Annotated in this window: 25 protein-coding genes; 24 read left to right on the forward strand and 1 reads right to left on the reverse strand. The window is 68.8% G+C overall.

Annotation, left to right across the window (positions count from 1 at the left end):
* From AC3DE2_RS17670 to fliR, 20 genes are all read left to right on the forward strand, one after another.
* On the forward strand, window positions 1–303 hold the full coding sequence (locus AC3DE2_RS17670; protein WP_295382272.1) for a hypothetical protein: 303 nt from the start codon (window positions 1–3) through the stop codon (window positions 301–303).
* A gap of 3 nt (window positions 304–306) precedes the next feature.
* Window positions 307–897 carry a PilZ domain-containing protein gene (locus AC3DE2_RS17675; RefSeq protein WP_488427224.1) on the forward strand — a complete coding sequence of 197 codons (591 nt, stop codon included), beginning with the start codon at window positions 307–309 and terminating at the stop codon, window positions 895–897.
* A 210-nt stretch (window positions 898–1107) separates the two neighbouring features.
* A complete protein-coding gene (locus AC3DE2_RS17680; RefSeq protein WP_141452599.1) occupies window positions 1108–1740 on the forward strand; it encodes a response regulator in 633 nt (210 codons plus the stop codon).
* A 281-nt stretch (window positions 1741–2021) separates the two neighbouring features.
* Window positions 2022–3443 (forward strand): RNA polymerase factor sigma-54, encoded by a 1422-nt coding sequence (gene rpoN / locus AC3DE2_RS17685; RefSeq protein ID WP_488427225.1) that lies wholly within the window; start codon window positions 2022–2024, stop codon window positions 3441–3443.
* Window positions 3444–3454: 11 nt separating this feature from the next.
* On the forward strand, window positions 3455–3835 hold the full coding sequence (locus AC3DE2_RS17690; protein WP_295382276.1) for a response regulator: 381 nt from the start codon (window positions 3455–3457) through the stop codon (window positions 3833–3835).
* Window positions 3828–5291 carry a sigma-54 dependent transcriptional regulator gene (locus AC3DE2_RS17695; RefSeq protein WP_488427226.1) on the forward strand — a complete coding sequence of 488 codons (1464 nt, stop codon included), beginning with the start codon at window positions 3828–3830 and terminating at the stop codon, window positions 5289–5291. Before AC3DE2_RS17690 ends, AC3DE2_RS17695 begins: the two co-directional genes overlap by 8 nt.
* A gap of 73 nt (window positions 5292–5364) precedes the next feature.
* Complete coding sequence (gene fliE, locus AC3DE2_RS17700) at window positions 5365–5712, forward strand: flagellar hook-basal body complex protein FliE (RefSeq protein ID WP_295382278.1); 348 nt, start codon at window positions 5365–5367, stop codon at window positions 5710–5712.
* Window positions 5713–5757: 45 nt separating this feature from the next.
* Window positions 5758–7428, forward strand: a complete 1671-nt coding sequence (gene fliF / locus AC3DE2_RS17705) for a flagellar basal-body MS-ring/collar protein FliF (RefSeq protein WP_488427227.1) — start codon at window positions 5758–5760, stop codon at window positions 7426–7428.
* A gap of 16 nt (window positions 7429–7444) precedes the next feature.
* Window positions 7445–8431: a flagellar motor switch protein FliG gene (gene fliG, locus AC3DE2_RS17710; protein ID WP_295382288.1), complete on the forward strand. Its 987-nt coding sequence runs from the start codon at window positions 7445–7447 to the stop codon at window positions 8429–8431.
* Window positions 8428–9039 carry a FliH/SctL family protein gene (locus AC3DE2_RS17715; RefSeq protein WP_488427228.1) on the forward strand — a complete coding sequence of 204 codons (612 nt, stop codon included), beginning with the start codon at window positions 8428–8430 and terminating at the stop codon, window positions 9037–9039. The genes fliG and AC3DE2_RS17715 overlap by 4 nt, the downstream gene beginning before the upstream one ends.
* Entirely contained in the window at window positions 9036–10418 is a 1383-nt protein-coding gene (gene fliI, locus AC3DE2_RS17720; protein WP_295382283.1) for a flagellar protein export ATPase FliI, read from the forward strand. Before AC3DE2_RS17715 ends, fliI begins: the two co-directional genes overlap by 4 nt.
* Window positions 10419–10421: 3 nt before the next feature.
* Window positions 10422–10883 carry a flagellar export protein FliJ gene (gene fliJ, locus AC3DE2_RS17725; protein ID WP_488427229.1) on the forward strand — a complete coding sequence of 154 codons (462 nt, stop codon included), beginning with the start codon at window positions 10422–10424 and terminating at the stop codon, window positions 10881–10883.
* Entirely contained in the window at window positions 10880–12220 is a 1341-nt protein-coding gene (locus tag AC3DE2_RS17730; protein WP_488427230.1) for a flagellar hook-length control protein FliK, read from the forward strand. The genes fliJ and AC3DE2_RS17730 overlap by 4 nt, the downstream gene beginning before the upstream one ends.
* A 919-nt stretch (window positions 12221–13139) precedes the next feature.
* Entirely contained in the window at window positions 13140–13667 is a 528-nt protein-coding gene (locus tag AC3DE2_RS17735; protein WP_488427231.1) for a flagellar basal body-associated FliL family protein, read from the forward strand.
* Between the two features lie 16 nt (window positions 13668–13683).
* A complete protein-coding gene (gene fliM / locus AC3DE2_RS17740; RefSeq protein WP_295380955.1) occupies window positions 13684–14721 on the forward strand; it encodes a flagellar motor switch protein FliM in 1038 nt (345 codons plus the stop codon).
* Window positions 14718–15056, forward strand: a complete 339-nt coding sequence (fliN, locus tag AC3DE2_RS17745) for a flagellar motor switch protein FliN (protein ID WP_295380935.1) — start codon at window positions 14718–14720, stop codon at window positions 15054–15056. Before fliM ends, fliN begins: the two co-directional genes overlap by 4 nt.
* Before the next feature lie 5 nt (window positions 15057–15061).
* Window positions 15062–15457 (forward strand): flagellar biosynthetic protein FliO, encoded by a 396-nt coding sequence (gene fliO, locus AC3DE2_RS17750; RefSeq protein WP_295380927.1) that lies wholly within the window; start codon window positions 15062–15064, stop codon window positions 15455–15457.
* Between the two features lie 2 nt (window positions 15458–15459).
* On the forward strand, window positions 15460–16290 hold the full coding sequence (fliP, locus tag AC3DE2_RS17755; protein ID WP_488427232.1) for a flagellar type III secretion system pore protein FliP: 831 nt from the start codon (window positions 15460–15462) through the stop codon (window positions 16288–16290).
* Between the two features lie 94 nt (window positions 16291–16384).
* Complete coding sequence (locus AC3DE2_RS17760) at window positions 16385–16654, forward strand: flagellar biosynthetic protein FliQ (RefSeq protein ID WP_488427233.1); 270 nt, start codon at window positions 16385–16387, stop codon at window positions 16652–16654.
* Between the two features lie 141 nt (window positions 16655–16795).
* The gene (fliR, locus tag AC3DE2_RS17765; protein ID WP_488427234.1) at window positions 16796–17587 is read left to right on the forward strand and encodes a flagellar biosynthetic protein FliR; all 792 of its coding nucleotides are present in this window, start codon (window positions 16796–16798) and stop codon (window positions 17585–17587) included.
* A gap of 1191 nt (window positions 17588–18778) precedes the next feature.
* On the opposite strand, the gene AC3DE2_RS17770 is transcribed toward fliR, so the two are convergent.
* Window positions 18779–19633, reverse strand: coding sequence for a LysR family transcriptional regulator (locus AC3DE2_RS17770; protein WP_488427235.1), 855 nt, complete (start codon window positions 19631–19633; stop codon window positions 18779–18781).
* Window positions 19634–19775: 142 nt separating this feature from the next.
* Here AC3DE2_RS17770 and AC3DE2_RS17775 point away from each other — a divergent pair, with 142 nt between their 5' ends.
* The 4 genes from AC3DE2_RS17775 (at window position 19776) to flhA (ending at window position 25834) form a co-directional block, all read left to right on the forward strand.
* Window positions 19776–20534: a hypothetical protein gene (locus tag AC3DE2_RS17775; protein WP_488427236.1), complete on the forward strand. Its 759-nt coding sequence runs from the start codon at window positions 19776–19778 to the stop codon at window positions 20532–20534.
* A gap of 243 nt (window positions 20535–20777) precedes the next feature.
* Window positions 20778–21758 (forward strand): GGDEF domain-containing protein, encoded by a 981-nt coding sequence (locus AC3DE2_RS17780; protein WP_295377332.1) that lies wholly within the window; start codon window positions 20778–20780, stop codon window positions 21756–21758.
* Window positions 21759–22625: 867 nt separating this feature from the next.
* The gene (flhB, locus tag AC3DE2_RS17785) at window positions 22626–23756 is read left to right on the forward strand and encodes a flagellar biosynthesis protein FlhB (RefSeq protein WP_488427237.1); all 1131 of its coding nucleotides are present in this window, start codon (window positions 22626–22628) and stop codon (window positions 23754–23756) included.
* A complete protein-coding gene (flhA, locus tag AC3DE2_RS17790) occupies window positions 23753–25834 on the forward strand; it encodes a flagellar biosynthesis protein FlhA (protein ID WP_488427238.1) in 2082 nt (693 codons plus the stop codon). The genes flhB and flhA overlap by 4 nt, the downstream gene beginning before the upstream one ends.
* Window positions 25835–25854 lie beyond the last annotated feature (20 nt).

Raw genomic sequence — 25854 nt, forward strand, 5'->3', positions numbered from 1 at the left:
ATGTCGGCGGTGTCGGTGGATACGCTGTTCGCACAATTGCAGGCGATGCACGACTGCCTGCAGAACGGCGATCTGGACACCGTGCAAGGCCTGCTGGAGCAGCACGACCACGACGTGCGCGGCTTCATGCAGGGCCATGGCGGCCGCGATGCCGGCGCCGATACCCTGTCCAACCTGCTGTACGCGCAGTTGCAGTTGCAGGATCGCCTGCGCGACGCGCGCGACGCGGCCGCCCGCAAGCTGCGCGAATCACAGCAGGCCGAGCGCGCGGCGCGCGCCTATCTGTCCACCCCGGGAGGTTGAGCCATGCCCACGCGCGTGCCCATGCTGTCCCATCCGGCCGAAAACGAACTGTTCGGCGACGCCCTCACCTGCGAGGCCTGGCTGCCGGCCGGCTTCCATGCCGGCGAGCCGCGCCAGCCGCCGACCGCCGCCGAATCACTGCTGCATGCGCTGGCGGTAGCCGAGGATGCGCGCGGCGATGACGCCGACGATCGCAAGAGCGAGTTGCCGGTGTCCTTCCAGCGCCTGGAAGCCAAGGTCGATCTGCTGATGAACCTGGTCGGCAAACTGGCCCGCCAGCGCGAGGACGCCCTGCCCCTGCGCGGCCTGCGCTGGTCGCACCTGGGCCTGCGCCTGGACGCGGCGCAGGCCTTCGGCGTGGCCCAGGGCGATGCCGGCGTGGCCCTGATCGAACCGGCCAGCTGGCTGAGCGATCACATCGAATTGCCGGCGCGGGTCCTGGCGACATCCACCACCGCCGATGGCCAACATCATCTGTGGCTGCGCTTCGCACCGCTCGGCGCCGGCCTGGCCGATGCGCTGGAACGCCACCTGTTCCGACTGCACCGCCGGCAGATCGCCGAAGCGCGGCTGATGGCGCGGCAAGCCGACTGAGCCAACTGAGCCGACGGGGTGCGGCCGCGCCGCGACACGCGGGACCGGATGGCCGATTGCCCCGCCGCGACCCGCCGGGAATCCGTCGCCCACGCCCAATCTAATGTGACGAACTTCAAGCTTTGATGGCTTCGACACTTAAGTAACATTGGCGGGATCCCGACGTGCCGCTATCGTGGCGCGACTCCCCCAACGAGCCCTCCCCGTCCAGTGCGTGTCCTGATCGTTGATGACCATACCCTGGTGCGTGCCGGCATCGGCCGCCTGCTCCAGTCGATCGCGGACGTGGACGTGGTGGCCGAAGCCTCGGATGCACAGCAGGCACTGGACATGGCCGCCATCCACCGGCCCGACGTCATCCTGCTGGACCTGTCGCTGCCGGACCGCAGCGGACTTGATCTGCTCAAGCCGCTGAAGGAATCGCTGCCGCAGACCAAGGTGGTGATCATGTCGATGCACAACGATCCCGGCCAGGTGCGCAGCGCGCTGGATCGCGGCTGCGCCGGTTTCGTGGTCAAGGAAGCCGCGCCGATGGAACTGGAACTGGCCCTGCGCGCGGCCGCGGCCGGCCAGGTGTTCCTGAGCCCGCAGGTGTCGTCGAAGATGCTCGCGCCGATGCTGGGCCAGGCCCGGCCGACCGGCATCGACGCGCTGTCGCCGCGCCAGCGCCAGATCCTGCGCAAGCTTGGCGGCGGCATGAGCAGCAAGGAAATCGCCGCCCACCTGGGCATCAGCGTCAAGACCGTGGAAACCCACCGCGCGCGCATGATGGAGTCGCTGGGCTGCCGGCGCGCCAACGATCTGCTGCTGCTGGCCGCGCGCCACCAGAACGATTTGGCCTGAGCCTTGCAGGACAAGGGGCGTCCGCCGTCCCCGCGGCGGCGCACCGTCACCGCACCGTCCCCCGAACCGTTCGCAGCGCTTCCCCCGCCACCGCCCCGACACCTTCCAGCGTCCAAAGTCCGGCGATGTCGGGGAAACCCCGACAGCGCGCTCGGGCGTGCCCTGACCACGACCAGAAACGCCCTGATTCTTTTTCCGCCGCGCGCGGCGCAAAGTTTCCCCACGACGTGAAGTCCACGTGAACGTCGAATCGGCGCAACGGGGCAAATGGGGATTTGGGGATGAAGACGGGACTCGCCACACAGCTCGGCCAGCAACTGCACCTGACGCCGCAGTTGCTGCAATCGATCCGGCTGCTGCAGCTGGATGGCCTGCAACTGGAAATGGAAGTCCGCCGCGCGCTGGACGCCAATCCGCTGCTGGAACTGGAAGAAGAGCCCGTGGCCGCCGAGGAGCGCGACGACGCCGACGGCGCCCGCCTGGAAACCGCCGCTTTCGACGAACTGCCCGAAGCCTCCATGTGGGACGTGCAGGGCGGCGGCTGGCAGGACGGCGACGAGGATCGCCTGCAGCGCCTGGAAGACGGCGGCAGCACCGATCCGCAGGTGCGCGCGCTGCAGGCGCTCGCACTGGAGCTGGATCCGGCCGCGCTGGACGTGGCCGCCTTCTGGCTGGAACACACCGATGACGCCGGTTACCTGACCGCCGACGCATTGGCGCTGGCCGGCCAGGCCGCCGAACGCTTCGCCATCGAGGCCGCCGCCGCCGAGGCCATCCGCCAGCGCATCCTGCACGGCGAATGCACCGGCCTGGCGGCGCGCGACCTGCGCGAATGCCTGCTGGTGCAACTGGCCGCCCTGCCCGGCCGCGCGCCGGCCCGGCTGATTGCCCGCCGCATCCTCGCCGAGGGCCTGGACCTGCTGGCCGCGCACGACGAAACCGCGCTGGCCGCCCGCCTGCACCTGGATCCGGAGCAGATCCGCGAAGGCATCCGCCTGATCCTGTCGCTGCAGCCGCGCCCGGCCGAAACCCTGGCGCCGGCGCCGACCGGCCACATCGTGCCGGACGTGGTCGCCTGGCACGCCGACTGCGCCTGGCGGGTCGCGCTGAACCCGGCCACCACCCCGCGCCTGTCGGTGTCGCCGCTGCACGAGCGCGCGCTGGACCAGCTGGATCCCAAGGCCGAACAGAACGAGGGCGCCCGCCGCCTGCGCGAACTGCTGCAGGAAGCCCGCTGGCTCACCCGCGGCCTGTCGATGCGCTACGAAACCCTGCTGCGCACCGCCCGCGCCATCGTCGAGCGCCAGGCCGGCTTCCTGGCCCACGGCGACGAGGCGATGGCGCCGCTGACCCTGAAGGAAATCGCCGACGAGATCGGCATGCACGAGTCCACCGTCTCGCGCATCACCACCGGCAAGTACATGCAGACCCCGCGCGGCACCTTCGAACTGAAGCACTTCTTCGCAGTGCGGCTGGAAGGCGCCAGCGTGTCCGGCCCGGCCGTGCGCGCGATGGTGCGCCGGCTGATCGAGAACGAGCCCGCGCACAAGCCGCTGGCCGACGAGGCCATCGCCGGGCTGCTGGCCCGCCAGGGCATCCACATCGCCCGCCGCACCGTGGCCAAGTACCGCGAACAGCTGGACATCGCCTCCGCGCGCGACCGCCGTCGCGGTAACGTGGCGACCTTGGCCAGGGCCGGATAGGACGCACGCGCATGAACAAGATCACCGTACTGCTGGTGGACGACCACGAGGGCTTCATCAACGCGGCCATCCGCCACCTGCGCAAGCTGGACTGGCTGGAGGTCGTCGGCCGCGCCGGCAACGGCCTGGAGGCCATCGAGCGCTCCGAGGCGCTGCGCCCGGACGTGGTGCTGATGGACCTGGCGATGCCCGAGATGGGCGGCCTGCAGGCCACCCGCCTGATCAAGACCCAGGACCAGCCCCCGTTCGTGGTCATCGCCAGCCATTTCGACGATGCCGAACACCGCGAGCACGCCGCCCGCGCCGGTGCCGACGAATTCGTCAGCAAGCTTTCCTACATCCAGGAAGTGCTGCCCATCCTGGAAAAGTTCAGAGACAACCGCCATGAGTGAATCCCGAATCCTCGTCCTCGACGCCGATGCCGCCCGCGCGGTGCGGGTGACCGACCTGCTGGAGTTCATGGACCTGACCCCGCGCTGGGCCGCCGAGACCGGCGACGTCGACATCGGCCGGCACCGGCCGCACGACTTCATGGCCGTGATCGTCGGCCGGATCGAGGAGAACCCGGCCACCCGCGCCTTCTTCGCCTGGCTGGGCAACGTCCCGCTGCCGCCACCGGTGCTGCTGCTGGACGACGAACCGGCCAGCTTTGCCAACGCCCATGGCCTGCACGAGGCCGGGGTGTGGCCGCTGGACACGCCGATCCGCCACAGCCAGCTGGAAAGCTGCCTGCGCCGCGCCAGCCTCAAGCGCCTGGATACCGAACACCAGGCCCAGACCGCGCAGGGCAACGGCCCGACCGGCAACAGTCCGGCGGTGGTGCGCCTGCGCCGGTTGATCGACCAGGTCGCCGCGTTCGACACCACCGTGCTGGTGCTGGGCGAGTCCGGCACCGGCAAGGAAGTGGTGGCGCGCGCCATCCACGAGCATTCGCCGCGCCGCGACGGCCCGTTCGTGGCCATCAACTGCGGCGCGATTCCGCCGGACCTGCTGGAAAGCGAACTGTTCGGCCACGAGAAGGGTGCCTTCACCGGCGCGCTCAGCGCGCGCAAGGGCCGCTTCGAGATGGCCGAGGGCGGCACCCTGCTGCTCGATGAAATCGGCGACATGAGCCTGCCGATGCAGGTCAAGCTGCTGCGGGTGCTGCAGGAACGCAGTTTCGAACGGGTGGGCGGCAACCAGACCATCCGCTGCAACGTGCGGGTGATCGCCGCGACCCACCGCAACCTGGAAGATCGCATCGCCGAAGGCCACTTCCGCGAGGATCTGTTCTACCGCCTCAACGTGTTCCCGATCGAGATGCCCGCCCTGCGCGAACGCGTGGACGACCTGCCGGCGCTGGTCACCACCCTGGCGATGCAGTTGGCGCGCACCGGCCGTGGCGAGGTCCGCTTCGCCGACGAGACCCTGCAGGCACTGCGCGCCTATCCCTGGCCGGGCAACGTGCGCGAGCTGACCAACCTGGTCGAGCGCATGGCGGTGCTGCATCCCGGTGGCCTGGTCCGCGTCCAGGACCTGCCGCGCCGCTACCTGCCGGAAGACGGCGCCATGCCGGCGCTGCCCGCGGTCGAAGCGTCGGCCACCACCGCCGCGCCGCTGTCGGCCAACGTCGCCGAGGCCCCCGCCGCACCGACGCAGGCGTCGACCGATCGCCTGCCGGAAGACGGCATCGACCTGCGCGAGCACATCGCCCGGATCGAACTGAACCTGATCCGCGACGCCCTGGATCGCGCCGGCGGCGTGGTCGCCCATGCCGCCCAGCTGCTCGGCCTGCGCCGCACCACCCTGGTGGAAAAGCTGCGCAAGTACGGGGTGGAACGCGAGGACGCGCTGGCGACGGAAAACTGACAGGCCGGGCGCGAGGGTTGCGGCACGCATCTTGCACCGATAGCCCCAGACACTCCGTCGAACGCCAGCGCCCATGTCCGATTCCGTCGCTTCCATCCTCTCCCAGATCCGCAGCTACCAGCACCAGCTGGGCACGCGCACGCTGGAGCCGGTGCAGAACCCGAACGCGGTGCAGTTCGGCCAGCCGGCGGTCAAGGCGCCCAGCTTCGGCGAAACCCTGCAGAACGCCCTGCAGGGCGTGAACGACGCCCAGAAGACCGCCGGCGCGCTGTCGCAGGCGTTCGAACTCGGCGACCCGCGCGCCGATCTGGCGCGGGTGATGGTCGCCGCCCAGCAATCGCAGGTCGCCTTCCGCGCCACCGTCGAAGTCCGCAACCGTCTCGTCCAGGCCTACCAGGACGTGATGAACATGCCGCTGTAATCCCACCGCCTCGCCTGAGCCCGAACGCACCGGAACCGCACGCCCATGGCCCTGACCCTGTCCAAGGAATCGCTGAAGGAATCGCTGAACGCCGAGAAGGCGGGTGCGGCGCTGTCGAAAATCCAGGACTTCCCGGTGTTCCGCCAGTTCGGCACGCTGCTGATGATCGCCGGCGCGGTCGCGGTCGGCCTGATGGTGTTCTTCTGGTCGCAGAAGCCCGACTTCACCCCGCTCTACACCGGCCTGGATGCCAAGGCCACCGCCGAGGCCGCCGACCTGCTGCGCGCCGCGCAGATTCCGTTCAAGCTGGACCAGGCCAGCGGCGCCATCTCGGTGCCGGCGGAAAACCTGCACGACGCCCGCCTGAAGCTGGCCGGCTCCGGCCTGGCCGAAAGCGGCCGCCTGGGTTTTGAATTGATGGAACGCGATCCCGGCTTCGGCGTCAGCCAGTTCGTCGAGAACGCGCGCTACCAGCATGCGCTGGAAACCGAACTGGTGCGCACCATCACCACCCTGCGCCCGGTCCGCGACGCGCGCGTGCACCTGGCCATTCCCAAGCCCAGCGCGTTCACCCGCCAGCGCGAGGTCGCCAGCGCCTCGGTGGTGCTGGAACTGCGCTCGGGCGCGATGCTGGAACGCAACCAGGTCGACGCCATCGTCCATCTGGTGTCCTCCAGCATTCCGGATCTGGCGCCCGAGCGGGTCACCGTGGTCGACCAGAGCGGCCGCATGCTGACCATCAGTGATCCCAACAGCGAGGCCGCGCTCAATGCCGCCCAGTTCGAGCGCGTGCGCAAGCTGGAGACCTCGCTCAACCAGCGCATCAAGGAACTGCTGGAGCCGCTGACCGGCCCCGGCCGGGTCAATGCCGAAGTCGCGGTGGACATGGACTTCTCGGTGGTCGAGGAAGCGCGCGAGACCTTCGCCAACGATCCGGCCAAGGTGCGCAGTGAACAGGTCAGCCAGAACACCGTCGCCCAGCCCGGTCCGGAAGGCGTGCCCGGCGCGACCAGCAACACCCCGCCCGGCCCCAACGCGGCCGCCGCGCCCAACCCGAATGCGCCGGTGGAAACCGCCAGCAGCGCGACCCGCAACTTCGAGATGGACCGCACCCTGCAGCACACCCGCCAGCCCGCCGGCCGGGTGCGCCGGGTCACCGCCGCGGTGCTGGTCGACCACGTGCCGCGCGCCGGCGCCAACGGCAAGACCACGATGGTCCCGCTGGACGCGGCCACCCTCGCCCGGGTCGAGTCGCTGGTGAAGGAAGCGGTGGGCTTCGACGCCGCGCGCGGCGACTCGGTGTCGGTGATGAACGCGCCGTTCGTGCGCGAGCCGGTGCCGGTCGAGGACGTGCCATTGTGGGAAAGCCCGTGGCTGCAGAACCCGATGGTGCGCGACGTCGCCCGCTATGGCCTGGGCGCGATCGTGGTGCTGGCGCTGCTGTTCGGCGTGCTGCGCCCGGCGATGCGCCAGATCATCCAGCCGCGCGCGAAGAAGAGCGCGCCGGCCGAGGTCGACGTGAGCCTGGTCGAGGACGGCGACGAGGATGCCCGCATCGTCGCCGCCCTGCGCCAGGACCGCGCCGAGATCAGCGTGCCGCGCGCGCTCGCCTCCGACGCCTACGAGGACCGGCTGCGCCAGGCGCGTGAAGCGGTGAAGAACGACTCCAAGCAGGTCGCGCAGGTGGTCAAGGACTGGGTGGCCAGCGATGACTAACCCGAACGATCCCGGCCTGACCGGCGTGCAGCGCGCCGCCGTCCTGCTGCTCTCGCTGGGCGAGCAGGACGCCGCCGAAGTGCTCAAGCACATGAACGCCAAGGAAGTGCAGAAACTCGGCATCGCCATGGCCACCATCAGCGGCATCAGCCGCGAGCAGGTACTGCAGGTGATGGACACCTTCAACCACTCGCTGGACAAGCAGACCTCGCTGGGCATGGGCGCCGACGACTACGTGCGCAAGGTGCTGGTGCAGGCGCTGGGCGAGGACAAGGCCGGCAGCCTGATCGACCGCATCCTGCTGGGCCGCAACACCACCGGCCTGGACACCCTGAAGTGGATGGACCCGCGCGCCATCGCCGATCTGGTCCGCAACGAGCACCCGCAGATCATCGCCATCGTGCTCTCGCACCTCGACGGCGACCAGGCCGCCGAAACCCTCAAGCTGCTGCCCGAGCGCGCGCGCTCCGACGTGCTGCTGCGCATCGCCACCCTCGACGGCATCCCGCCGAACGCGCTCAACGAACTCAACGAGATCATGGAGCGCCAGTTCTCCGGCAACCAGAACCTGAAGTCCTCGAACATCGGCGGCATCAAGGTCGCGGCCAACATCCTCAATTTCATGGACAGCGGCCAGGACCAGACCATCCTGGGCACCATCAACCAGATCGACGCCGACCTGGGCGCGCGCATCCAGGACCTGATGTTCGTGTTCGACAACCTGATCGACCTGGACGACCGCGAGCTGCAGGCGATGCTGCGCGAGGTGCCCAACGATCGCCTGGGCCTGGCCCTGCGCGGCGCCGACGCCAAGGTGCGCGAGAAGATCACCCGCAACATGTCCCAGCGCGCGGCACAGATCCTGATGGAGGACATGGAGGCGCGCGGCCCGGTGCGCCTGTCCGACGTGGAAGGCGCGCAGAAGGAAATCCTCGCCATCGTCCGCCGCCTCGCCGACCAGGGCGTCATCTCGCTCAACGCCAGCAGTGAGGAGATGGTATGAACGACCCCGTGCGCTGGATGGCCCCGCCGCTGGATTTCGTGGCCCGCCGCGAGCAGTCCGTCGAAGTGCCGGTGCCGCGCCCGCCCAGCCTGGAGGAAGTCCAGGCCATCGAGGAGGCCGCCTACCGCGAAGGCCTGGAGCGGGGCCGCGCCGAGGGGCATGCCGAAGGATTCGCCCAGGGCCAGACCGAGGTGCGCCGGCTGACCGCGCAGATCGAGGGCATCCTGGACAACTTCTCGCGTCCGCTGGATCGGCTGGAAAACGAAGTGATGGGCGCGCTGTCGGAACTGGCGGTGCGCATCGCCGGCAGCCTGGTCGGCCGCGCCTACCAGGCCGATCCGATGCTGCTGTCGGAACTGGCCAGCGCCGCGCTCGACGCGGTCGGCGGCACCAGCCGCGAGGTGGAGCTGCGCCTGCATCCGGACGACATCGCCGCGTTGACGCCGGTGCTGTCGATGATGCCGTCCACCCGCCTGACCGCCGACACTTCGCTCAGCCGCGGCGACCTGCGCGTGCACGCCGAAAGCGTGCGCATCGACGGCACCCTGGAAGCGCGCCTGCGTGGCGCGCTGGAAAACGTGTTGCAACGCGGAGGCGCCGCCGGATGAGCGCGCAACCGCTGGAATGGCTGAACGCCCGCGACTTGCGGCTGGCCGCGCGGCTGTCGCAGATCCGCCCCAACCTGGGCAGCCACGGCCTGATCCGCGAAGGCATCCTGCGCCGCGCGGTCGGCCTGACCCTGGAAGCGATCGGTTGCGAGGCGCCACTGGGCGCCACCTGCAAGGTCGAAGTCGTCGACGGCGGCTGGGTGGATGCGGAAGTGGTCGGCTTCGCCGGCGAGCGCACCTACCTGATGCCCAGCGCCGAACTGCATGGCCTGCTGCCCAACGCGCGGGTGGTGCCGCTGCGCCGGCGCGGCGGCGTGGAGGTCGGTGAAGGCCTGCTGGGCCGGGTCATCGATTCGGATGGCGTGCCGCTGGACGGCCGCGGTCCGATCCGCGCCGAATCCACCGTGAGCCTGTCGGGCGTGGCGATCAATCCGCTCTCGCGCGAACCCATCACCCAGCCGCTGGACGTGGGCGTGCGCGCGATCAACGCGCTGCTGCCGATCGGCCGCGGCCAGCGCGTCGGCCTGTTCGCCGGCTCGGGCGTCGGCAAATCGACCCTGCTCGGCATGATGACCCGCTATACCGCCGCCGACGTGATCGTGGTCGGCCTGATCGGCGAGCGTGGCCGCGAAGTGCGCGACTTCGTCGAAAGCACGCTGGGCCCGGCGGGCCTGGCGCGCGCGGTGGTGGTCGCCAGTCCGGCCGATCGTCCGCCGCTGGCGCGCCTGCAGGGCGCCTACCGCGCCACCGCGATCGCCGAGTGGTTCCGCGATCAGGGGCTGAACGTGTTGCTGCTGATGGACTCGCTGACCCGCTTCGCCCAGGCCCAGCGCGAAATCGGCCTGTCGGTGGGCGAGCCGCCGACCACCCGCGGCTATCCGCCGTCGGTGTTCGCGCGCCTGCCGGCGCTGGTCGAGCGCGCCGGCAACGGTTCGGCCGGGCGCGGTTCCATCACCGCCTTCTACACCGTGCTGACCGAAGGCGACGATCCGCAGGATCCGATCGCCGACGCGGCCCGCGCAATCCTCGACGGCCACATCCTGCTCTCGCGCCGGGTCGCCGACAGCGGCCTGTACCCGGCCATCGACGTCGAGTCCTCGGTCAGCCGCGTGGTCACCGAGATCGCCGACGAAACCTGGCGCGACCGCATCCGCAAACTCAAGCGGCTGCTGTCGGCCTACACCAGCAACCGCGATCTGATCGCCATCGGCGCCTACCAGCGCGGCAGCGATCCGACCGTCGATGAAGCACTGGAACGCTGGCCGGAAATCGTCGAATTCCTCGGCCAGGACGTGGCCCGCTCGGCGGATCTTCGCGACAGCCGCGATGCGCTGGAGCAACTGGTCGAACGCAATGCGCAAGCCCGCAAGGAACCTTAAGCCATGATGCAATCCCGTCGAATCGACCCGCTGCTGCGCCGCGCCCAGGAGAAGGAAGACGCGGTGGCGCGCGACCTGGCCGAGCGCCAGCGCACCCTGGCGATGCACGAATCCCGGCTGGAGGAACTGCGCCGCTACGCCGACGAGTACGCCGGCAGCCAGATGGCCGCGACCAGCCCGGCGCAGCTGGCCAACCGGCGCGCCTTCCTGGACCGCCTGGACAACGCGGTGCAGCAGCAGGTGCAGACCGTGGACCGCAGCCGCGCCAGCGTGGACATCGAGCGCGATCGGCTGCTGCTGGCCAGCCGCGACAAGCAGGTGCTGGAGCAGCTGGCCGCCAGCTACCGGGTGCAGGAGCACCAGGTGGTCGAGCGCCGCAACCAGCGCGAAATGGACGATCTGGGCGCGCGCCGCGCGCGCCTGGCGGCGACCGCCGCCGCCGAGGAAACCGAGGAGAGCAAGTGAAGGCCGACGCTTCCGGCTGGCTGTCCGGCCTCGCCGGCGGCGCCGCGCCCGGGCCGGCGGGTGCGCCGGGTTCGCGTCCCGCCGACACGGCGGAGCAGGCGCCCGCCTTCGACCGCCTGCTGCGCCGCGCTTCGCCGCCGGCGCGCGGCGAACGCGCGGCCGCGGCCGAAGCGCGCGAACGCGATACCGCCGCCGCCCCGCGCGAACGCACGTCGCAATCATCCGCCCCGTCCTCGCGCACCGACACCCGCGACACCCGCACCGGCGCCTCGCGCCGCGCCGACAAGAGCTCCGCCAACGAGACACCCGTCGACGATGCAAGCGCCGGGACGGAGCGCGAACCTGCGCGCGCCTCCGGCGAAGACGACCGCGACACCGCGGCGCCATGGCCGCCGATGGGCCTGATCCTGCCGGCGATCCCGCTGCCCGTGGATGCCGTCGACGCGGGCGCCGTCGCCGCGCCGGCCACGGATGCCCTGCTCACCGGAGCACCGACACTGCCCCCGCTGTCCGCGTCGGGACTGCGCCTGTCCGGCCATGCCGCATCTGCATGGACAGGCGACATCACTCCGGGCGACGCCGCGCTGCCCATCGGCACGACCGTCGCCGCGACCATCGCGCCCGCGTCCGGCGAAGCCGCTGCGACCTCCGCCCGCACGACGGGCGAACCGATCGCGACGCCGTCCACGCCCCCCTCGCCCGTCGCCGCGATCGCGTTGCCCGACATCGCCGCCACCGGCGAGTCCTTGCCGTCCCCGCTCGCTCTCGGTTTCGCCGCGCTCAAGGAATTGGCCGGCGACGCCAGCGGCAACGACGCCGACGCGCCCGCGCCGACGTCCGCCGCCCTGTTCGGCGCACCGTCGCCGGTGTCCGATCATGGCCTCGCCCGCACCGCCACCGTCAACCCGCTGACCGCGATGACGCCGGATCTGCGCGGCGATCGTTTCGGCGACACGCTCGGCACCCAGATGACCTGGATGGCCGAGCAGAAGATCGGCCACGCGCATATCCGGGTCAGTCCCGGCGACCTGGGCGCGATCGAGGTCAGCCTGCGCCTGGACGGCGATCGCGTGCACGCGGATTTCAGCAGCGCGCAGCCGGAAGTCCGGCAGGCCTTGCAGGACAGCCTGCCGAAGCTGCGCGAGATGCTGGGGCAACAGGGGTTCCAACTGGCGCAGGCGGATGTGGGGCATCGGCAGCAGTCTTCATCGCAGTCATCGACGCCTTCGCAATCGTCGGCGGGTGGTCGGGGTGACGGGAGTGCGGTGGAGTCCGGGCAGGGGGTGGTGACGACGACGGTGCGGACGTTGCGCGGGTTGCTGGACGCCTACGCGTGACCGTTTTCGGGGAGCTTCATCTTCCGGCCGATACTTGATATCGCACGCGTGGAGCGGAGCTTGCTTCGCTGCTTGTGCGGTTTGCTGGTGAGTTTTGCTTGGGTGGGTTGCGGGGTTGCGGGGTTGCTGGGCGCTGGCGCGCAGTGTTGTTATCGATGGCCCCAGATGGCGCGCTCGCCGCGGGGCCCTACTTTCTTTGCTTGTGCAAAGAAAGTAGGCAAAGAAACACACCCCTGGCGGCGTGCCCTGCGCGCTGCGCGCACAGGGTTCGCAATCGTTCCGGGAATTTCCGGAAGGGGCATCCTGCCCCTGCCGGAAACGGCGCACATCCTTGTGCGCCGCCCTACGGGTTTTACCCGGCCCGCTTGCCACGCCTGAACGGGGGCCCGAAAGGCCAAGCAAAAGCAAAGCAACAGCAGCAGAGCAGAAGTTCGCGGCCGGAGGCCGCTCCTTCCGAAGCTACCTACCGGCTTTGGCTTTTGCTCTTGCCCTGTGGGCCCCATCCGCAGCGGTGGCGACGGTGGGTAAACCCGAAGGGCGCTGCACATGGATGTGCAGCGTTTTGGGTCGGCACAAGGATGTGCCGTCCCAAAATTCCCACCGGCGACACGGACCCCGGCCGCGCAGCGGCTGGGGCGCGAGGACCGGGGTGTGCTTTCTTTTGGTCACTTTTCTTTGCACAAGCAAAGAAAAGTGACGCCCCGCGGCAAGCGCACCATGGTTGAAAACCGATAGCAATCAAGCGCGTCAGCGCCCAAGAGCCAACAAGCCCAAGCCCAACCGGCGCCCACATCCATCCCCGTCGAACAAATGACGATCCCGGCCCCACCTGGATAACAGCCTCCCCGCCGGTTTTCCGACACCCCCACCCCATCCCCTCGGCACACCCCTTGCATCCCCTCCCCCGTCCACCCAGGAGATGCCCCGCGTGCCCCCCGCCGAGAAACCCGACCCCAAGCTGCTCAAACCCGCGCCCAAGGCGGGCAAGCCCTGGCTGATCATCGGCCTGGTCGCGATCATCGCCGCCGGCGCGGCCGGTGGTGGCGCCTGGTTCTTCGCGTCCCGCAACGCCGGCCCCGCCAAACCCGAGGCCAAGGCAACCCCGGAAGCCGGCAAGGTTCCGTTGCCGGCCCAGTACTTCGCCTTGGAACCGCCCTTCGTCGTCAACCTGATCGGCTCGGCCGGCGGCGCCCGCTACCTGCAGGTCGAAGTGCAGCTGATGACCCGGGACCCGGAATCGCTCAAGGCCATCGAACTGCACGCCCCGGCCCTGCGCGCCAAGCTGCTGATGCTGTTCGCCCAGCAGAACGCCGAGGAACTGATCACCCGCGCCGGCAAGGAAAAGCTGCAGGCACAAGCGCTGGCCGAAGTGCGCAAGCTGATGAAGGCCGAAACCGGCAAGCCCGGCGCCGAGCAACTGCTGTTCACCAGCTTCGTGATGCAGTGAGGGGAAGCGCGCGATGATGAGCGACCTGCTTTCGCAAGACGAAATCGACGCCCTGCTGCATGGCGTCGATTCCGGCGCGATCGGGACCGACGAGCCGCCGCCGGATCCGGGCGTCGCCCGCCTGTACGACTTCGCCAGCCAGGACCGCATCGTCCGCGGCCGCCTGCCGACGCTGGAGATGATCAACGAACGCTTCATCCGCACCTGGCGCATCGGCCTGTTCAACCTGCTGCGCCGCTCGGCCGACCTGTCGGTGCGCGGCATCGAGATGATCAAGTTCGGCGAATACCTGCATTCGCTGTACGTGCCGACCAACCTCAACCTGATCCGGCTCAAGCCGCTGCGTGGCGTGGGCCTGATCGTGTTCGAGCCCAAGCTGGTCTACACCGTGGTCGACAACTTCTTCGGTGGCGACGGCCGCTATCCCGCCAAGATCGAGGGCCGCGAGTTCACCGCGACCGAGATGCGGGTCATCCACCTGCTGCTCAAGCAGACCTTCACCGACCTGATCGACGCCTGGGCACCGGTGATGCCGGTGGATTTCGAGTACATCAACTCGGAAGTCAATCCGCACTTCGCCAATATCGTCAGTCCGCGCGAGTACGTGGTGGTCAGCCGTTTCCACGTCGAACTCGACGGCGGCGGCGGCGATCTGCACATCACCCTGCCCTATTCCATGCTGGAGCCGATCCGCGAACTGCTCGACGCCGGCATCCAGTCCGACCGCGTGCACGACGACGACACCTTCCGCGACAGCGTCAACGAGCTGCTGCGCGGCGCCGAGGTCACCCTGTCCAGCGTGCTGGCCGAGAAACGCATCAGCCTGCGCGACCTCACCCGCCTGAAGGTGGGCGACGTGCTGCCCATCGACCTGCCACGCACGGTGCCGGTGTGCGTCGAACAGGTGCCGGTGTTCACCGGCGAATTCGGCACCTCCAACGGCAACAACGCCGTGAAGATCGTCGCCCACCGTCCACCCGGCGCGCTGGTCACGCCACCACCCGCGGCGCCTGCGCTCGCTTCCGACATCGTCATCCAGGATTCCCAGCCATGAACCAACCCCTCTCCGAAGAAGCCGCCGCCGCGCAATTCGAGGCCCTGCAGGCCGACGCCGGGCGCAGCCTCAGCGACATGAGCCTGGACGTCATCCTGGACGTGCCGGTGGTGCTGTCGCTGGAAGTCGGCCGCACCCGCATTCCGATCCGCAACCTGCTGCAGCTCAACCAGGGCTCGGTGGTGGAACTGGAGCGCGGCGCGGGCGAACCGCTGGACGTGTTCGTCAACGGCACCCTGATCGCCCACGGCGAAGTGGTGGTCGTCAACGAACGCTTCGGCGTGCGCCTGACCGACGTGGTCAGCCCCAGCGAACGCATCCGCCGCCTGCGCTGATTCCCATGTCGTTCGCGCTTCCCCTCCTCGCCGCGGCCACCGCGCCCGCGCAGAAAATCGGCCACGCCGCACCCGCGACGCCGGGCATCGGCGGCGCGCTGGTCGGCCTGATCCTGGTGCTGGGCCTGATTCTCGGCTTGGCCTGGCTGCTCAAGCGCCTGCCCGGCGCCGGCCTGGGCCTGCGTCCGAACGATCAGCTGCGGGTGATCACCAGCCTGTCGGTCGGCACCAAGGAACGCCTGCTGGTGATCGAGGTGGGCGGCGAGCAGTTGCTGGTCGGCGTCAGCCCCGGCGGCATCACCGCCCTGCATCGCCTGCCGGAGGCCCTGCCGCCGGTGCCGGTGCAACCCCTGCCCAACTTCGCCGAACTGCTGGCCAAGCGCCTGCGCAAAGAGAAATGACGATGCGTCGCCTGTTGCCCTTCCTGCTGTGCCTGTGGCTGCTGGCCGCGCCCGTGCTGGCCTTCGCGCAGAACGCTCAGGCCGCCGCGACACCCGCCGCGCCCGCCGCCGCGAACGCCGCCACCGCGCCCGCCGCGCCGACGCCGCCGGGCAAGCCGACCCTGCCGGCGCTGCCGGACGTGAACGTCGGCCAGATTGGCGATCGCAACGTCAGCCTGCCGTTGCAGACGCTGCTGCTGATGACGGCGATCACCCTGATCCCGTCGATCCTGCTGGCGATGACCGCGTTCACCCGCATCATCATCGTGCTCGGCCTGCTGCGGCAGGCGCTGGGCACCGGCCAGACCCCGTCCAACCAAGTGCTGGTAGGGCTGGCGCTGTTCCTGACCATGCTGGTGATGATGCCGGTCGGCGAAAAGGCCTGGGCGCAGGGCATGGCGCCCTATCTCGACGGCCAGATCGATTTCGCCAGCGCCTGGACCCTGACCACCGGCCCGCTGCGCGATTTCATGCTGGCGCAGGTGCGCGAAACCGATCTGATGACCTTCGCCGGCATGGCCGGCCACGCCAGTTACGCCAGCCCGGCCGACGTGCCGTTCCCGATCGTGGTCGCCTCGTTCATCACCAGCGAACTCAAGACCGCCTTCGAAATCGGCTTCCTGATCTTCATCCCGTTCGTGATCATCGACCTGGTGGTCGCCAGCGTGTTGATGTCGATGGGCATGATGATGCTTTCGCCAATGCTGGTCTCCGCACCTTTCAAGATCCTGCTGTTCGTGCTGGTCGACGGCTGGGTGCTGATCGTCGGCTCGCTGGCGGCGAGTTTCAATTGAAGGCGGAGATTGGAGATTGGGGATTCGGGATTCGCAAGAACCGAAGAGCCTTTTCTCCAATCCCTAATTCCCAATCCCGAATCCCGGCACCCCCATGACTCCCGAAACCGCATTGACCGAACTGCGTGGCGGCCTTGAAATCGCGCTGTGGGTGGGTGGACCGCTGTTGCTGGTGGTGCTGATCGTCGGCGTGGTGATTGGCGTGATCCAGGCCGCGACCCAGTTGAACGAACCCACCATCGCCTTCGTCGCCAAGGCCATCGCGCTGACCGCTGCGCTGTTCGCGATGGGCGGCTACCTGATGGGCACGCTGGTGGAGTACACCACGGCGTTGTTCCAGCGGCTGCCGCATCTGATTGGGTGAAGGGGTGGCGGCGGATTCGACATCGCGCGGGAATCCCCCCTTGCCCCCCCTTTTGCAAAGGGGGGAATGTCCGGTGGCCGTTTCGTCTCTCCGGGCGCGGTGGATTACCGCGAGCACGGATGATTTCATGGAGCGGCGCGGATGAATGCCGCCACCCAGATGGTCATCGACGGACAGCAGGCGTTCGGCCTGGTCAACGCGCTGATGTGGGTGATGCTGCGCACCGGCGCGATGCTGATGGCGATGCCGCTGATCGGCACCCGCGCGGTGCCCGTGCGGGTACGCGTGATCCTGGCCGGCGCATTGTCGCTGGCACTGGCGCCGATGCTGCCGTCGCCACCGGCGCAGATCGCCTTCGACTCGGCCAATGTGCTGACCGCCGCGCGCGAGCTGGCGGTGGGCGCCTGCATCGGCTTTCTGCTGCGCCTTGCCTTCGAGGCGGGCGCGCTGGCCGGCGAACTGATCTCGCAGGGCACCGGCCTGGCTTTCGCACAGATGTCCGACCCGTTGCGTGGCGTCAATTCAGGCGTGGTCGGCCAGTGGTTCTACCTGGCGTTCGGCCTGGTGTTCTTCACCCTCAACGGCCATCTGGCGCTGATCGCGCTGCTGGTCGACAGCTACCACTCCCTGCCCATCGGTACCGCGCTGCCGGATCCGCAGGCGGTGTTGCAGGTCGCGCCGGCGTTCTTCATGCAGATGCTGCGCGCGGCGCTGAGCCTGGCGCTGCCGGTGATGGTGGCGATGCTGGCGGTCAACCTAGCCTTCGGCGTGCTGGGGCGTGCGGCGCCGGCGTTGAATCCGATCCAGTTGGGATTGCCGACGGCGTTGTTGCTGGGATTGTTCCTGCTGGCGTTGTTGTCGGGGGAGCTGGGGCCGCCGGTGCAGCGCATTTTTGATCAGACGTTTGAGGCTGCGCGGCGGATTACGGCGTAGTCGCTTGACCGTTCTCCTGTTGGGGAGGCGCCGTCTTGCCCGTACCAGCACGGGGGAATGCCGAATTCGGTAGAGCGGAGCTCGCGCCGCCGCTTGTGCTGTTTGTTGTTGGGTTTCGCTTGGGCGGGTTGTTGGGGTTACTGGGCGCTGACGCGCCTGGTTGTTCTCGGTGGTCACAGATGGCGCGCTCGCCGCGGGGCGTCCCTTTCTTTGCTTGTGCAAAGAAAGGAACCAAAGAAACACACCCCTGGCGGCGTGCCCTGCGCGCTGCGCGCGCAGGGTTCGCAATCGTTCCGGGAATTTCCGGAAGGGGCATCCTGCCCCTGCCGGAAACGGCGCACATCCTTGTGCGCCGCCCTACGGGTTTTACCCGGCCCGCTTGCCACGCCTTGACGGGGGCCCGAAAGGCGAAAGCAACAGCAACAGCAAAGCAGAAGTTCGCGGCTGGAAGCCGCTCCTTCCGGAGCTGCCCTATTGGCTTTTTGAGCTTCGGGCTTTGGCTTTTGTTCTTGCTCTATGGGGGCCCCATCCGCAGCGGTGGCGACGGTGGGCAAACCCGCAGGGCGCCGCGCAGGACGCGCGGCGTTTTGGGCCGGCACATGGATGTGCCGTCCCAAAATTCCCACCGGCGACACGGACCCCAACGGCAAAGCCGTTGGGGCGCGAGGACCGGGGTGTGCTTTCTTTTGGTTAATTTTCTTTGCACAAGCAAAGAAAAGTGACGCCTCGCGGCAAGCGCACCATCGGTGGCAACCGATGGCAAATATATGCGCGCCAGCGCCCTACAAAGGCAAAGACAAGGCAAGGCCTTTGCTTTCGCTCCCGAGGGCCCCATCCGCAGCGGTGGCGACGATGGGCAAACCCGCAGAGCCTGCCCCGTACTTGACACGGGGGGGCTGCGCACGACGACCAGGGTGTGCTGGACCAGCCTCCGACTGTTGAGAAGCGCTTCTTTTGGTTACTTTTCTTTGCACAAGCAAAGAAGCGCCTCTCAACAGCCGAATGGCTGGTCAAAGTGACACCCCGCGGCAAGCGCGCCTTGGGTGTTGACCGACAGCAATCCTGCGCGTCAGCACACAGCAACCGCAAAGACTCCAAAGCGGCAAGTCCAGAACAAACAGCAGCAGCGGTGCAAGCTCCGCTCTACGAGCATCCGTTCCCGCACAGACACCGATGCCGGCCAGCCACGCCCTACCCGGCAGCCGCCCGCAACAACCCCGCATCCTCACTCCGCAAATCCCGCTCCCGCCCGATCAAATGCACCTCGTTGAGGCAAGGCCGCCCCAACCGATGCACCCGCACCCGTGAGCGATACGCGCTCCCCAACGCCGAATCCAGCGGCACGATGGACCAGCCGCGTCCCTGCGCCACGCTTTCCAGTGCTTCTTCCAACTCGTCGAAATGATCGCTGCGCAGCCAGCGCGCCGGCAGCGGCAATTGCTGGCTTTCGAACCAGCGGAAGAACACGTATTCGAACTCTTCGTAGGTGACGAACGGCAGCGCGGCGATGTCGCCGGCTCTCGGTGTCGCCTTGCGGGTCTTCGGTCCCACCAAAGCCAGTTCCTCGCTGCCCAGCGGCACCGAGGCGATGCCGGTGGTCACCAGCGGCCGGTAGCTCACGCCCAGTGCCACCCGTCCGGTCTCCAGCAACGCGAGCACCTGGCTGGCGGTGCGGAACAGCACTTCCAGCGGACGTCCCTCCGGCAGCAGGCCCAGCAGGCGCGGCACCAGCCGATAGCGGCCGAAGCCGGATACGCAGGCGATCCGCAGCGGTTCGGCGGCCACGTCCTCGCGCACGTTCTCCCAGGCCTGGCCCAAGTCCAGGTAGGCGCGTTCGATCGACGCGGCCAGCACCCGTCCGCGCGGGGTCAACACCAGCCGGCTGCCGCTGCGACGAAACAGTGGCGTGCCGAGCTGGCCTTCGAGCTGCTGCAGGTCGTAGGTGACCGCCGAAGGCGATTTGTGCAGGGCGCGCGCGGCGGCGTTGACGCCACCTTCGGCGACCACGGTGCGGAATACGGCCAGGCGGCGGAAATCGGGGAGCATCGGCGGATCGGCGAACGGGGGAACCCGGATGGTACGGCGTGCGCGGTCGTTCCATCGCATCGAACGGGGGCGCGGGTATTTGAAATGGCCGCCGGCCGCGCCAGCGCCTAGCCTGTGGCCATCCCCTCGCCGGAACCATTCCATGCGCCGTCTGTTCGCCTGCCTGCTGTTGGCCGCCGCCCTGCCCACCGCCCACGCCGCCTCGCCCGCCGGTTCCACCCGCGACAGCGGCGACGCGGCGCACCTGTTCGGCTACTGGCCCAAGCCGGGCCAGCGCGCCGCGTTCGACGAAGGCTATCGCCGGCACCTGGCCTGGCATCGCCAGGCCGGGGACCCGCTGGTCTGGTACGGCTGGTATGTCAGCGACGGCAAGCGCGCGGGCATGTTCGTCGATGGCAGTTTCGGCGCACCGTTCGCCGCGTTCGACCAGCGCGTCGATCCGGCCGGTGACAGCGCCGACGCGGGTCGCAACGTCACCCCGTTCGTCGAGCCGGCCTTCCGCGCCAGCTACCGGCTGCGGCGGGATCTGAGCAGCGGCTTCCCGCTGGAACGCTGGCAACCCTCGCCCCGGCTCCAGGTCACCCGCTACGTGGTCCGGCCGGGCGCGCGCGCGGCCTTCGAACAGGCGGTCCGGCTGGCCCGCGCCGCGCTGCCCGCCGACGCCCCCGCGCACACCTGGTACGAACCGGTCAGCGGCGACGCGCCAGGTTACCTGCGGCTGGTCGCCCGGCAGGGCTGGCGCGATCATGATCGCGGCGCCGACGATCTCGACGCCCTGCTCGCCCGCTCGTCCGATCCGCAGGCCAAGGTAGTCGCGGCGGCGCTGGCGGACTCCGTGATCTCGGCCGATATCGAGACCTGGGAATATCGGGTCGACCTGAGCCTGATTCCAAACCGCTGAGCCACGCCCGCCTGCCGCCGGGCCGTAGGAGCGACGTGAGTCGCGACCACCCAGCCGGCCGCCAGCCGGACACTCCGAGCTCGCGCCCCATGTCGCTCCTGCCGGAGGTCCGTGTCCGGGAGGTCGCCACAACGGTTCCTTGACGGGATTCACCCGAAGTCGGATTTCCGGCACTAGACTTGCATCCGGAAACACGACGAAATCACCGATGATGGCGCCACGGGGCGCCGAACCGTTACCGGGATGACCCCCAAGAATCGCGACATCCGCCTGGAACTGATCACCCTGCTGGGCGTGACCACGACCGTGGTGATCGCCGCTTTCGCGATCTACCGGCTCGCGCACGGCAACCTGACCGCGCTGCTGGTGGACACGGTGATCGCCGGCGCCATCCTGGGCGTGGTGGTGTATGCCCGGGCCAGCGGCAACAGCCAGCGCGCCGGCAACCTGATGTGCCTGCTGAACTCCTGCGGCTGCCTGCTGGCGGTCGGCCTGATCGGCCCGATCGCCCTGACCTGGCTGTACCTGGTGCTGCTGACCAATTTCTTCCTCGCCGACCGGCGGCTGGCGCTGGGCGCCGGGCTGGCCATGCTGGTGGCCCTGTGCCTGCTGCCCGGGGTGTTCCCCGACATGTTCCATGCCGTCTCCACCCTGGTGACGGCGGCGCTGACCGCGCTGTTCTCCTACACCTTCGCCACCCGCAGCCAGGACGACCGGGTGGAACTGCAGGAACTGGCCTCGCTGGACGCGCTGACCAACGTTCCCAACCGCCGGATGATGGAGCGCGCCCTGACCCTGGCGGTGGAGCAGCAGGCGCAGGGCCGCGGCAGGTACGGACTGATCGTGCTGGATCTGGACCGCTTCAAGGAGGTCAACGACCTCTACGGCCACGCGGCCGGCGACGACGCCATCGCCGATCTGGCCTCGATCCTGCGCTACGAGATGCGCAAGGACGATCAGGTGTACCGGTTCGGTGGCGAGGAATTCGTGGTGCTGTTGCAGGTGACCAGCCGCGACGAGCTGGAGGCGGCCACGGAACGCCTGCGCAAGGCGGTGCGGGGTTCGCTGCGCGGGCCGGGGGGACGCATCACGATTTCTCTGGGCGGCGCGCTGCTGGGGCATGAGCGGGACTGGCATGACTGGTTTTCGCGGGCGGATGCGGCGTTGTATCGGGCCAAGTCCAATGGGCGGGACAGTTATGTGATCGCCGAAGATTTGTTTTGAGTCGGCTCTTCTAGAAATGATCCGCCCGGACAGGGCAGACGCTCGCTGGGGTTTTTTCGTTGTCGTCCTGGCGCTGACGCGGGGCGTTGCTATCGGTTCTCGCCGATGGCGCGCTCGCCGCGGGGCGTTGCTTTTCTTTGCTTGTGCAAAGAAAAGTAACCAAAAGAAAGCACACCCCGGTCCTCGCGCCCCAGCCGCTGCGCGGCTGGGGTCCGTGTCGCCGGTGGGAATTTTGGGACGGCACATCCGTGTGCCGGCCCAAAACGCCGCGCGTCGTGGGCGGCGCCCTGCGGGTTTACCCACCGTCGCCACCGCTGCGGATGGGGCCCCCAAGAGCAAAGGCCCGACTTCCCGATAGCCGCCGTTGCTGTTGCTTTGCTTTGGCTCTTCGGGCCCCCGTTCAGGCGTGGCAAGCGGGCCGGGTAAAACCCGCAGGGCGGCGCACAAGGACGTGCGCCGTTTTCGGCAGGGGCAGGATGCCCCTTCCGAAAATTCCCGGTCCGATTGCGGACCCTTCGCGCAGCGAAGGGCACGCCGCCAGGGGTGTGTTTCTTTTGGTTACTTTTCTTTGCACAAGCAAAGAAGCGCCTCTCAACAGCCGAATGGCTGGTCAAAGTGACGCCCCGCGGCAAGCGCACCATCTGCGACCACCGATAGCAACCATGCGCTTCAGCGCCCAGCAGCCCCGCAGCCTGCCCAAGCGAAACTCAACAGCGAACCACACAAGCAGCGCAGCAAACTCCGCTCCACGGGGGCTCCTGTTCCTTGTTGGCGAAAAAGGCGCCTCCCAATGGCAACGCCCGGTTTCCGTCACCGGACTGGAACAGTCCTTGCACGAAGGCGACCAGGTTTCCCTGACACACCCCCATGGCCGAGCAGGACGAAAGCGGCGAACGCACCGAACAACCCAGTGAAAAACGCCTGCGCGAGGCCCGTGAGCAGGGCAACATCCCGCGCTCCCGCGAACTGGCGACGGCGGCGGTGTTCGGTGCCGGCGTGGTCGCCCTGCTGACGATGTCGGCGCCGCTGGCGCGCGGCTCGCTGGGCTGGATGAAGATCGCGCTCAGCCCGGACCCGCAGCTATTCAAGCACCCGGATCAACTGTTCGGCCACGTCGGCGCGCTGATGCTGCAACTGCTTTGGGTGGTCCTGCCGATGGTCGTCCTGTGCGTGCTGGCCGGGTTCATCGGTCCGGTCCTGATGGGCGGACTGCGGTTCTCCGGCAAGGCGTTGACCCCGGACCTGAAGCGGCTCAGCCCGCTGGCGGGCATCAAGCGCCTGTACGGCGCCGAGAGCGTGGCCGAACTGCTGAAGTCGTTGCTGCGCGTGGCCTTCGTCGGCCTGGCCGCGGGGCTGAGCCTGAAGCTGGGCCTGAACGCCCTGCGCGAGCTGCTGACCATGCCGCTGGAACAGGCGGTGCGTTCGGGCATGGGCTTCGCCGGGGGCCTGCTGCTGGCCTGCGCCGGCGCCTTGGCGCTGCTGGCCGCCATCGACGCCCCATACCAGAAGTGGAACTGGATGCGGAAGCTGAAGATGACCCGCCAGGAATTGCGCGAGGAACTGAAGGAAAGCGAGGGCCGGCCGGAGGTGAAGGGCCGGATCCGGCAGATGCAGCACCAGTTGTCGCAGCGCCGGATGATCGAGGAAGTGCCGACCGCCGACGTCATCGTGGTCAACCCGACCCACTACGCGGTGGCCCTGAAGTACGAAGCCGGGCAGATGGGCGCGCCGCGGGTGGTCGCCAAGGGCGTGGACGAAATCGCCCTGCGCATCCGCGAGGTCGCCGAGGCCCACCGGGTCGCCATCGTCTCGGCGCCGCCACTGGCACGGGCCTTGTATCGCGAAGGGCAACTCGGGAGGGAGATCCCCGTGAGACTGTATACCGCCGTCGCCCAGATCCTGTCCTACGTCTACCAGCTGCGCGCCTGGCGCGACGGCACCCTGGCCGATCACCCGGATCTGCCTGCCGTGGACGTGGATGAGGGCAAGCCGGCATGAGCGCGGTCCCCAGCCCCACCTCGCGGATGATGGACATGCTGCGCCACGGCCTGGGTGCGCCGCTGATCGTGCTGGCGATGCTGGCCATGGTCATCGTCCCGCTGGCGCCGCCGGTGCTGGACGCGCTCTTCAGTTTCAACATCGCCATCTCGCTGGTGGTGCTGCTGGCGGTGGTCTACGTGCGCCGCCCGCTCGACTTCACCATCTTCCCGATCGTGCTGCTGATGACCACGATGCTGCGGCTGGCGCTCAACGTGGCATCCACCCGCGTGGTGCTGCTGCACGGCCAGGACGGCCACGGCGCGGCCGGCAAGGTCATCGAGGCGTTCGGCGAGTTCGTGGTCGGCGGCAATTTCGCGGTCGGCCTGGTGGTATTCGCGATCCTGACCATCATCAACTTCGTGGTCATCACCAAGGGCGCCGGGCGCATCTCGGAAGTGTCGGCGCGCTTCATCCTGGACGCGATGCCCGGCAAGCAGATGGCGATCGACGCCGACCTCAACGCCGGCCTGCTGACCCGCGAGGAGGCCAAGGCCCGGCGCGAGGAAGTGCGCGAGGAAGCCGACTTCTACGGCGCGATGGACGGCGCCAGCAAGTTCATCCGCGGCGACGCCATCGCCGGCATCCTGATCCTGTTCATCAACCTGGTCGGCGGCCTGGCGATCGGCGTGCTGCAGCACGGCCTGCCGGTCGGCGAGGCGGCCAAGATCTACACCCTGCTGTCGATCGGCGACGGCCTGGTGGCGCAGCTGCCGGCGCTGCTGGTGTCCTCGGCGGTGGCGATGCTGGTCACCCGCGCCTCGCGCGCCCAGGATATGGGCGGCGCGATGGTCGGCCAGGTGTTCGGCCAGCACAAGGCGCTGGCGGTGGCGGCCAGCCTGATTGGCGTGGTCGGGCTGGTCCCGGGCATGCCCAATGTCGTGTTTTTGACGCTGGCGGCGGTGCTCGGCTACATCGCCTGGAAACTGTGGAAAAAGCAGCAGCCCGGCACCGGCGGCGAGAGCGGCGCGGCCGCCGATCCCGCCCTGCCCGCGCCGTCCAACCCGCAGGCCGAACTGACCTGGGACGAAGTGCGGCCGGTGGATCCGCTGGGGCTGGAGGTCGGCTACCGGCTGATTCCGCTGGTGGACAAGGCGCAGGGCGGCGAACTGATGTCGCGGATCAAGGCGGTGCGCCGCAAGCTCACCCAGGATCTGGGTTTCCTGGTGCCGCCGGTGCACATCCGCGACAACCTGGAACTGCCGTCCAACGGCTACCGCCTGCTGGTGCATGGCGTGCCGGTCGCCACCGCCGAGATCCACCCGGACCGCGAACTGGCGCTGGATCCGGGCGGCGCGTTCGGCGCGCTCGACGGCATTCCCGGACGGGATCCCGCGTTCGGCCTGGACGCCACCTGGATCACCCCCGCCCAGCACGCGATGGCCGAGTCGCTGGGCTACACCGTGGTCGACGCCTCCACCGTGGTCGCCACCCATCTCTCGCACCTGGTGCGCGAACACGCGCCGGAACTGCTGGGCCACGAGGAAGTGCAGCAACTGCTCGCCAACCTCGGCAAGACCGCGCCCAAGCTGGTCGAGGACCTGACCCCCAAGACCCTGACGCTGTCGACGGTAGTGCGGGTGCTGCAGAACCTGCTGATCGAACGCGTGCCGATCCGCCAGTTGCGCCGCATCGTCGAAGCGCTGGTCGAATTCGGCCCGCAGAACCCGGATCCGGCCGCGCTCACCGCCGCCGTGCGCACCTCGCTGGGCCGCTTCATCGTCCAGGAGATTTCCGGCATGGCGCCGGAACTTCCCGTCTACACCCTGGCGCCGCAACTGGAACGCGTCTTGCAGGACAGCGTGCAGGGCACCGGCGCCGCGCTGGAACCCGGCCTGGCCGAACGGCTCCACCAGAGCCTGGCCGACTGCGTCGCCCAGCAGGACGCGCGCAGCGAGCCGGCGGTGGTGCTGGTCCCCGGTGGCGTCCGCGCCGCGCTGGCGCGACTGGTCCGGCACAGCGTTCCCACGCTGTCGGTCCTGTCCTACAGCGAAGTGCCGGAGGACAAGCGGTTGAAGCTGGTGGGAACGATTAGCTGAAGCGACGGGATTCGGGATTC

This window comes from Pseudoxanthomonas sp. 68-E7 (assembly GCF_057773145.1).

Excerpts from the sequence above, each read along its gene's own strand:
- AC3DE2_RS17690 (WP_295382276.1), top strand. The coding sequence starts at position 3,455 with ATGAACAAGATCACCGTACTGCTGGTGGACGACCACGAGGGCTTCATC.
- AC3DE2_RS17780 (WP_295377332.1), top strand. The coding sequence starts at position 20,778 with ATGACCCCCAAGAATCGCGACATCCGCCTGGAACTGATCACCCTGCTG.
- AC3DE2_RS17770 (WP_488427235.1), bottom strand. The coding sequence starts at position 19,633 with ATGCTCCCCGATTTCCGCCGCCTGGCCGTATTCCGCACCGTGGTCGCC.
- AC3DE2_RS17675 (WP_488427224.1), top strand. The coding sequence starts at position 307 with ATGCCCACGCGCGTGCCCATGCTGTCCCATCCGGCCGAAAACGAACTG.
- fliM (WP_295380955.1), top strand. The coding sequence starts at position 13,684 with ATGAGCGACCTGCTTTCGCAAGACGAAATCGACGCCCTGCTGCATGGC.
- AC3DE2_RS17775 (WP_488427236.1), top strand. The coding sequence starts at position 19,776 with ATGCGCCGTCTGTTCGCCTGCCTGCTGTTGGCCGCCGCCCTGCCCACC.
- AC3DE2_RS17715 (WP_488427228.1), top strand. The coding sequence starts at position 8,428 with ATGAACGACCCCGTGCGCTGGATGGCCCCGCCGCTGGATTTCGTGGCC.
- rpoN (WP_488427225.1), top strand. The coding sequence starts at position 2,022 with ATGAAGACGGGACTCGCCACACAGCTCGGCCAGCAACTGCACCTGACG.
- fliI (WP_295382283.1), top strand. The coding sequence starts at position 9,036 with ATGAGCGCGCAACCGCTGGAATGGCTGAACGCCCGCGACTTGCGGCTG.
- fliO (WP_295380927.1), top strand. The coding sequence starts at position 15,062 with ATGTCGTTCGCGCTTCCCCTCCTCGCCGCGGCCACCGCGCCCGCGCAG.
- fliN (WP_295380935.1), top strand. The coding sequence starts at position 14,718 with ATGAACCAACCCCTCTCCGAAGAAGCCGCCGCCGCGCAATTCGAGGCC.
- AC3DE2_RS17735 (WP_488427231.1), top strand. The coding sequence starts at position 13,140 with ATGCCCCGCGTGCCCCCCGCCGAGAAACCCGACCCCAAGCTGCTCAAA.
- fliF (WP_488427227.1), top strand. The coding sequence starts at position 5,758 with ATGGCCCTGACCCTGTCCAAGGAATCGCTGAAGGAATCGCTGAACGCC.
- flhB (WP_488427237.1), top strand. The coding sequence starts at position 22,626 with ATGGCCGAGCAGGACGAAAGCGGCGAACGCACCGAACAACCCAGTGAA.
- fliJ (WP_488427229.1), top strand. The coding sequence starts at position 10,422 with ATGATGCAATCCCGTCGAATCGACCCGCTGCTGCGCCGCGCCCAGGAG.
- AC3DE2_RS17670 (WP_295382272.1), top strand. The coding sequence starts at position 1 with ATGTCGGCGGTGTCGGTGGATACGCTGTTCGCACAATTGCAGGCGATG.
- fliP (WP_488427232.1), top strand. The coding sequence starts at position 15,460 with ATGCGTCGCCTGTTGCCCTTCCTGCTGTGCCTGTGGCTGCTGGCCGCG.
- fliR (WP_488427234.1), top strand. The coding sequence starts at position 16,796 with ATGAATGCCGCCACCCAGATGGTCATCGACGGACAGCAGGCGTTCGGC.
- fliE (WP_295382278.1), top strand. The coding sequence starts at position 5,365 with ATGTCCGATTCCGTCGCTTCCATCCTCTCCCAGATCCGCAGCTACCAG.
- AC3DE2_RS17695 (WP_488427226.1), top strand. The coding sequence starts at position 3,828 with ATGAGTGAATCCCGAATCCTCGTCCTCGACGCCGATGCCGCCCGCGCG.
- AC3DE2_RS17760 (WP_488427233.1), top strand. The coding sequence starts at position 16,385 with ATGACTCCCGAAACCGCATTGACCGAACTGCGTGGCGGCCTTGAAATC.
- flhA (WP_488427238.1), top strand. The coding sequence starts at position 23,753 with ATGAGCGCGGTCCCCAGCCCCACCTCGCGGATGATGGACATGCTGCGC.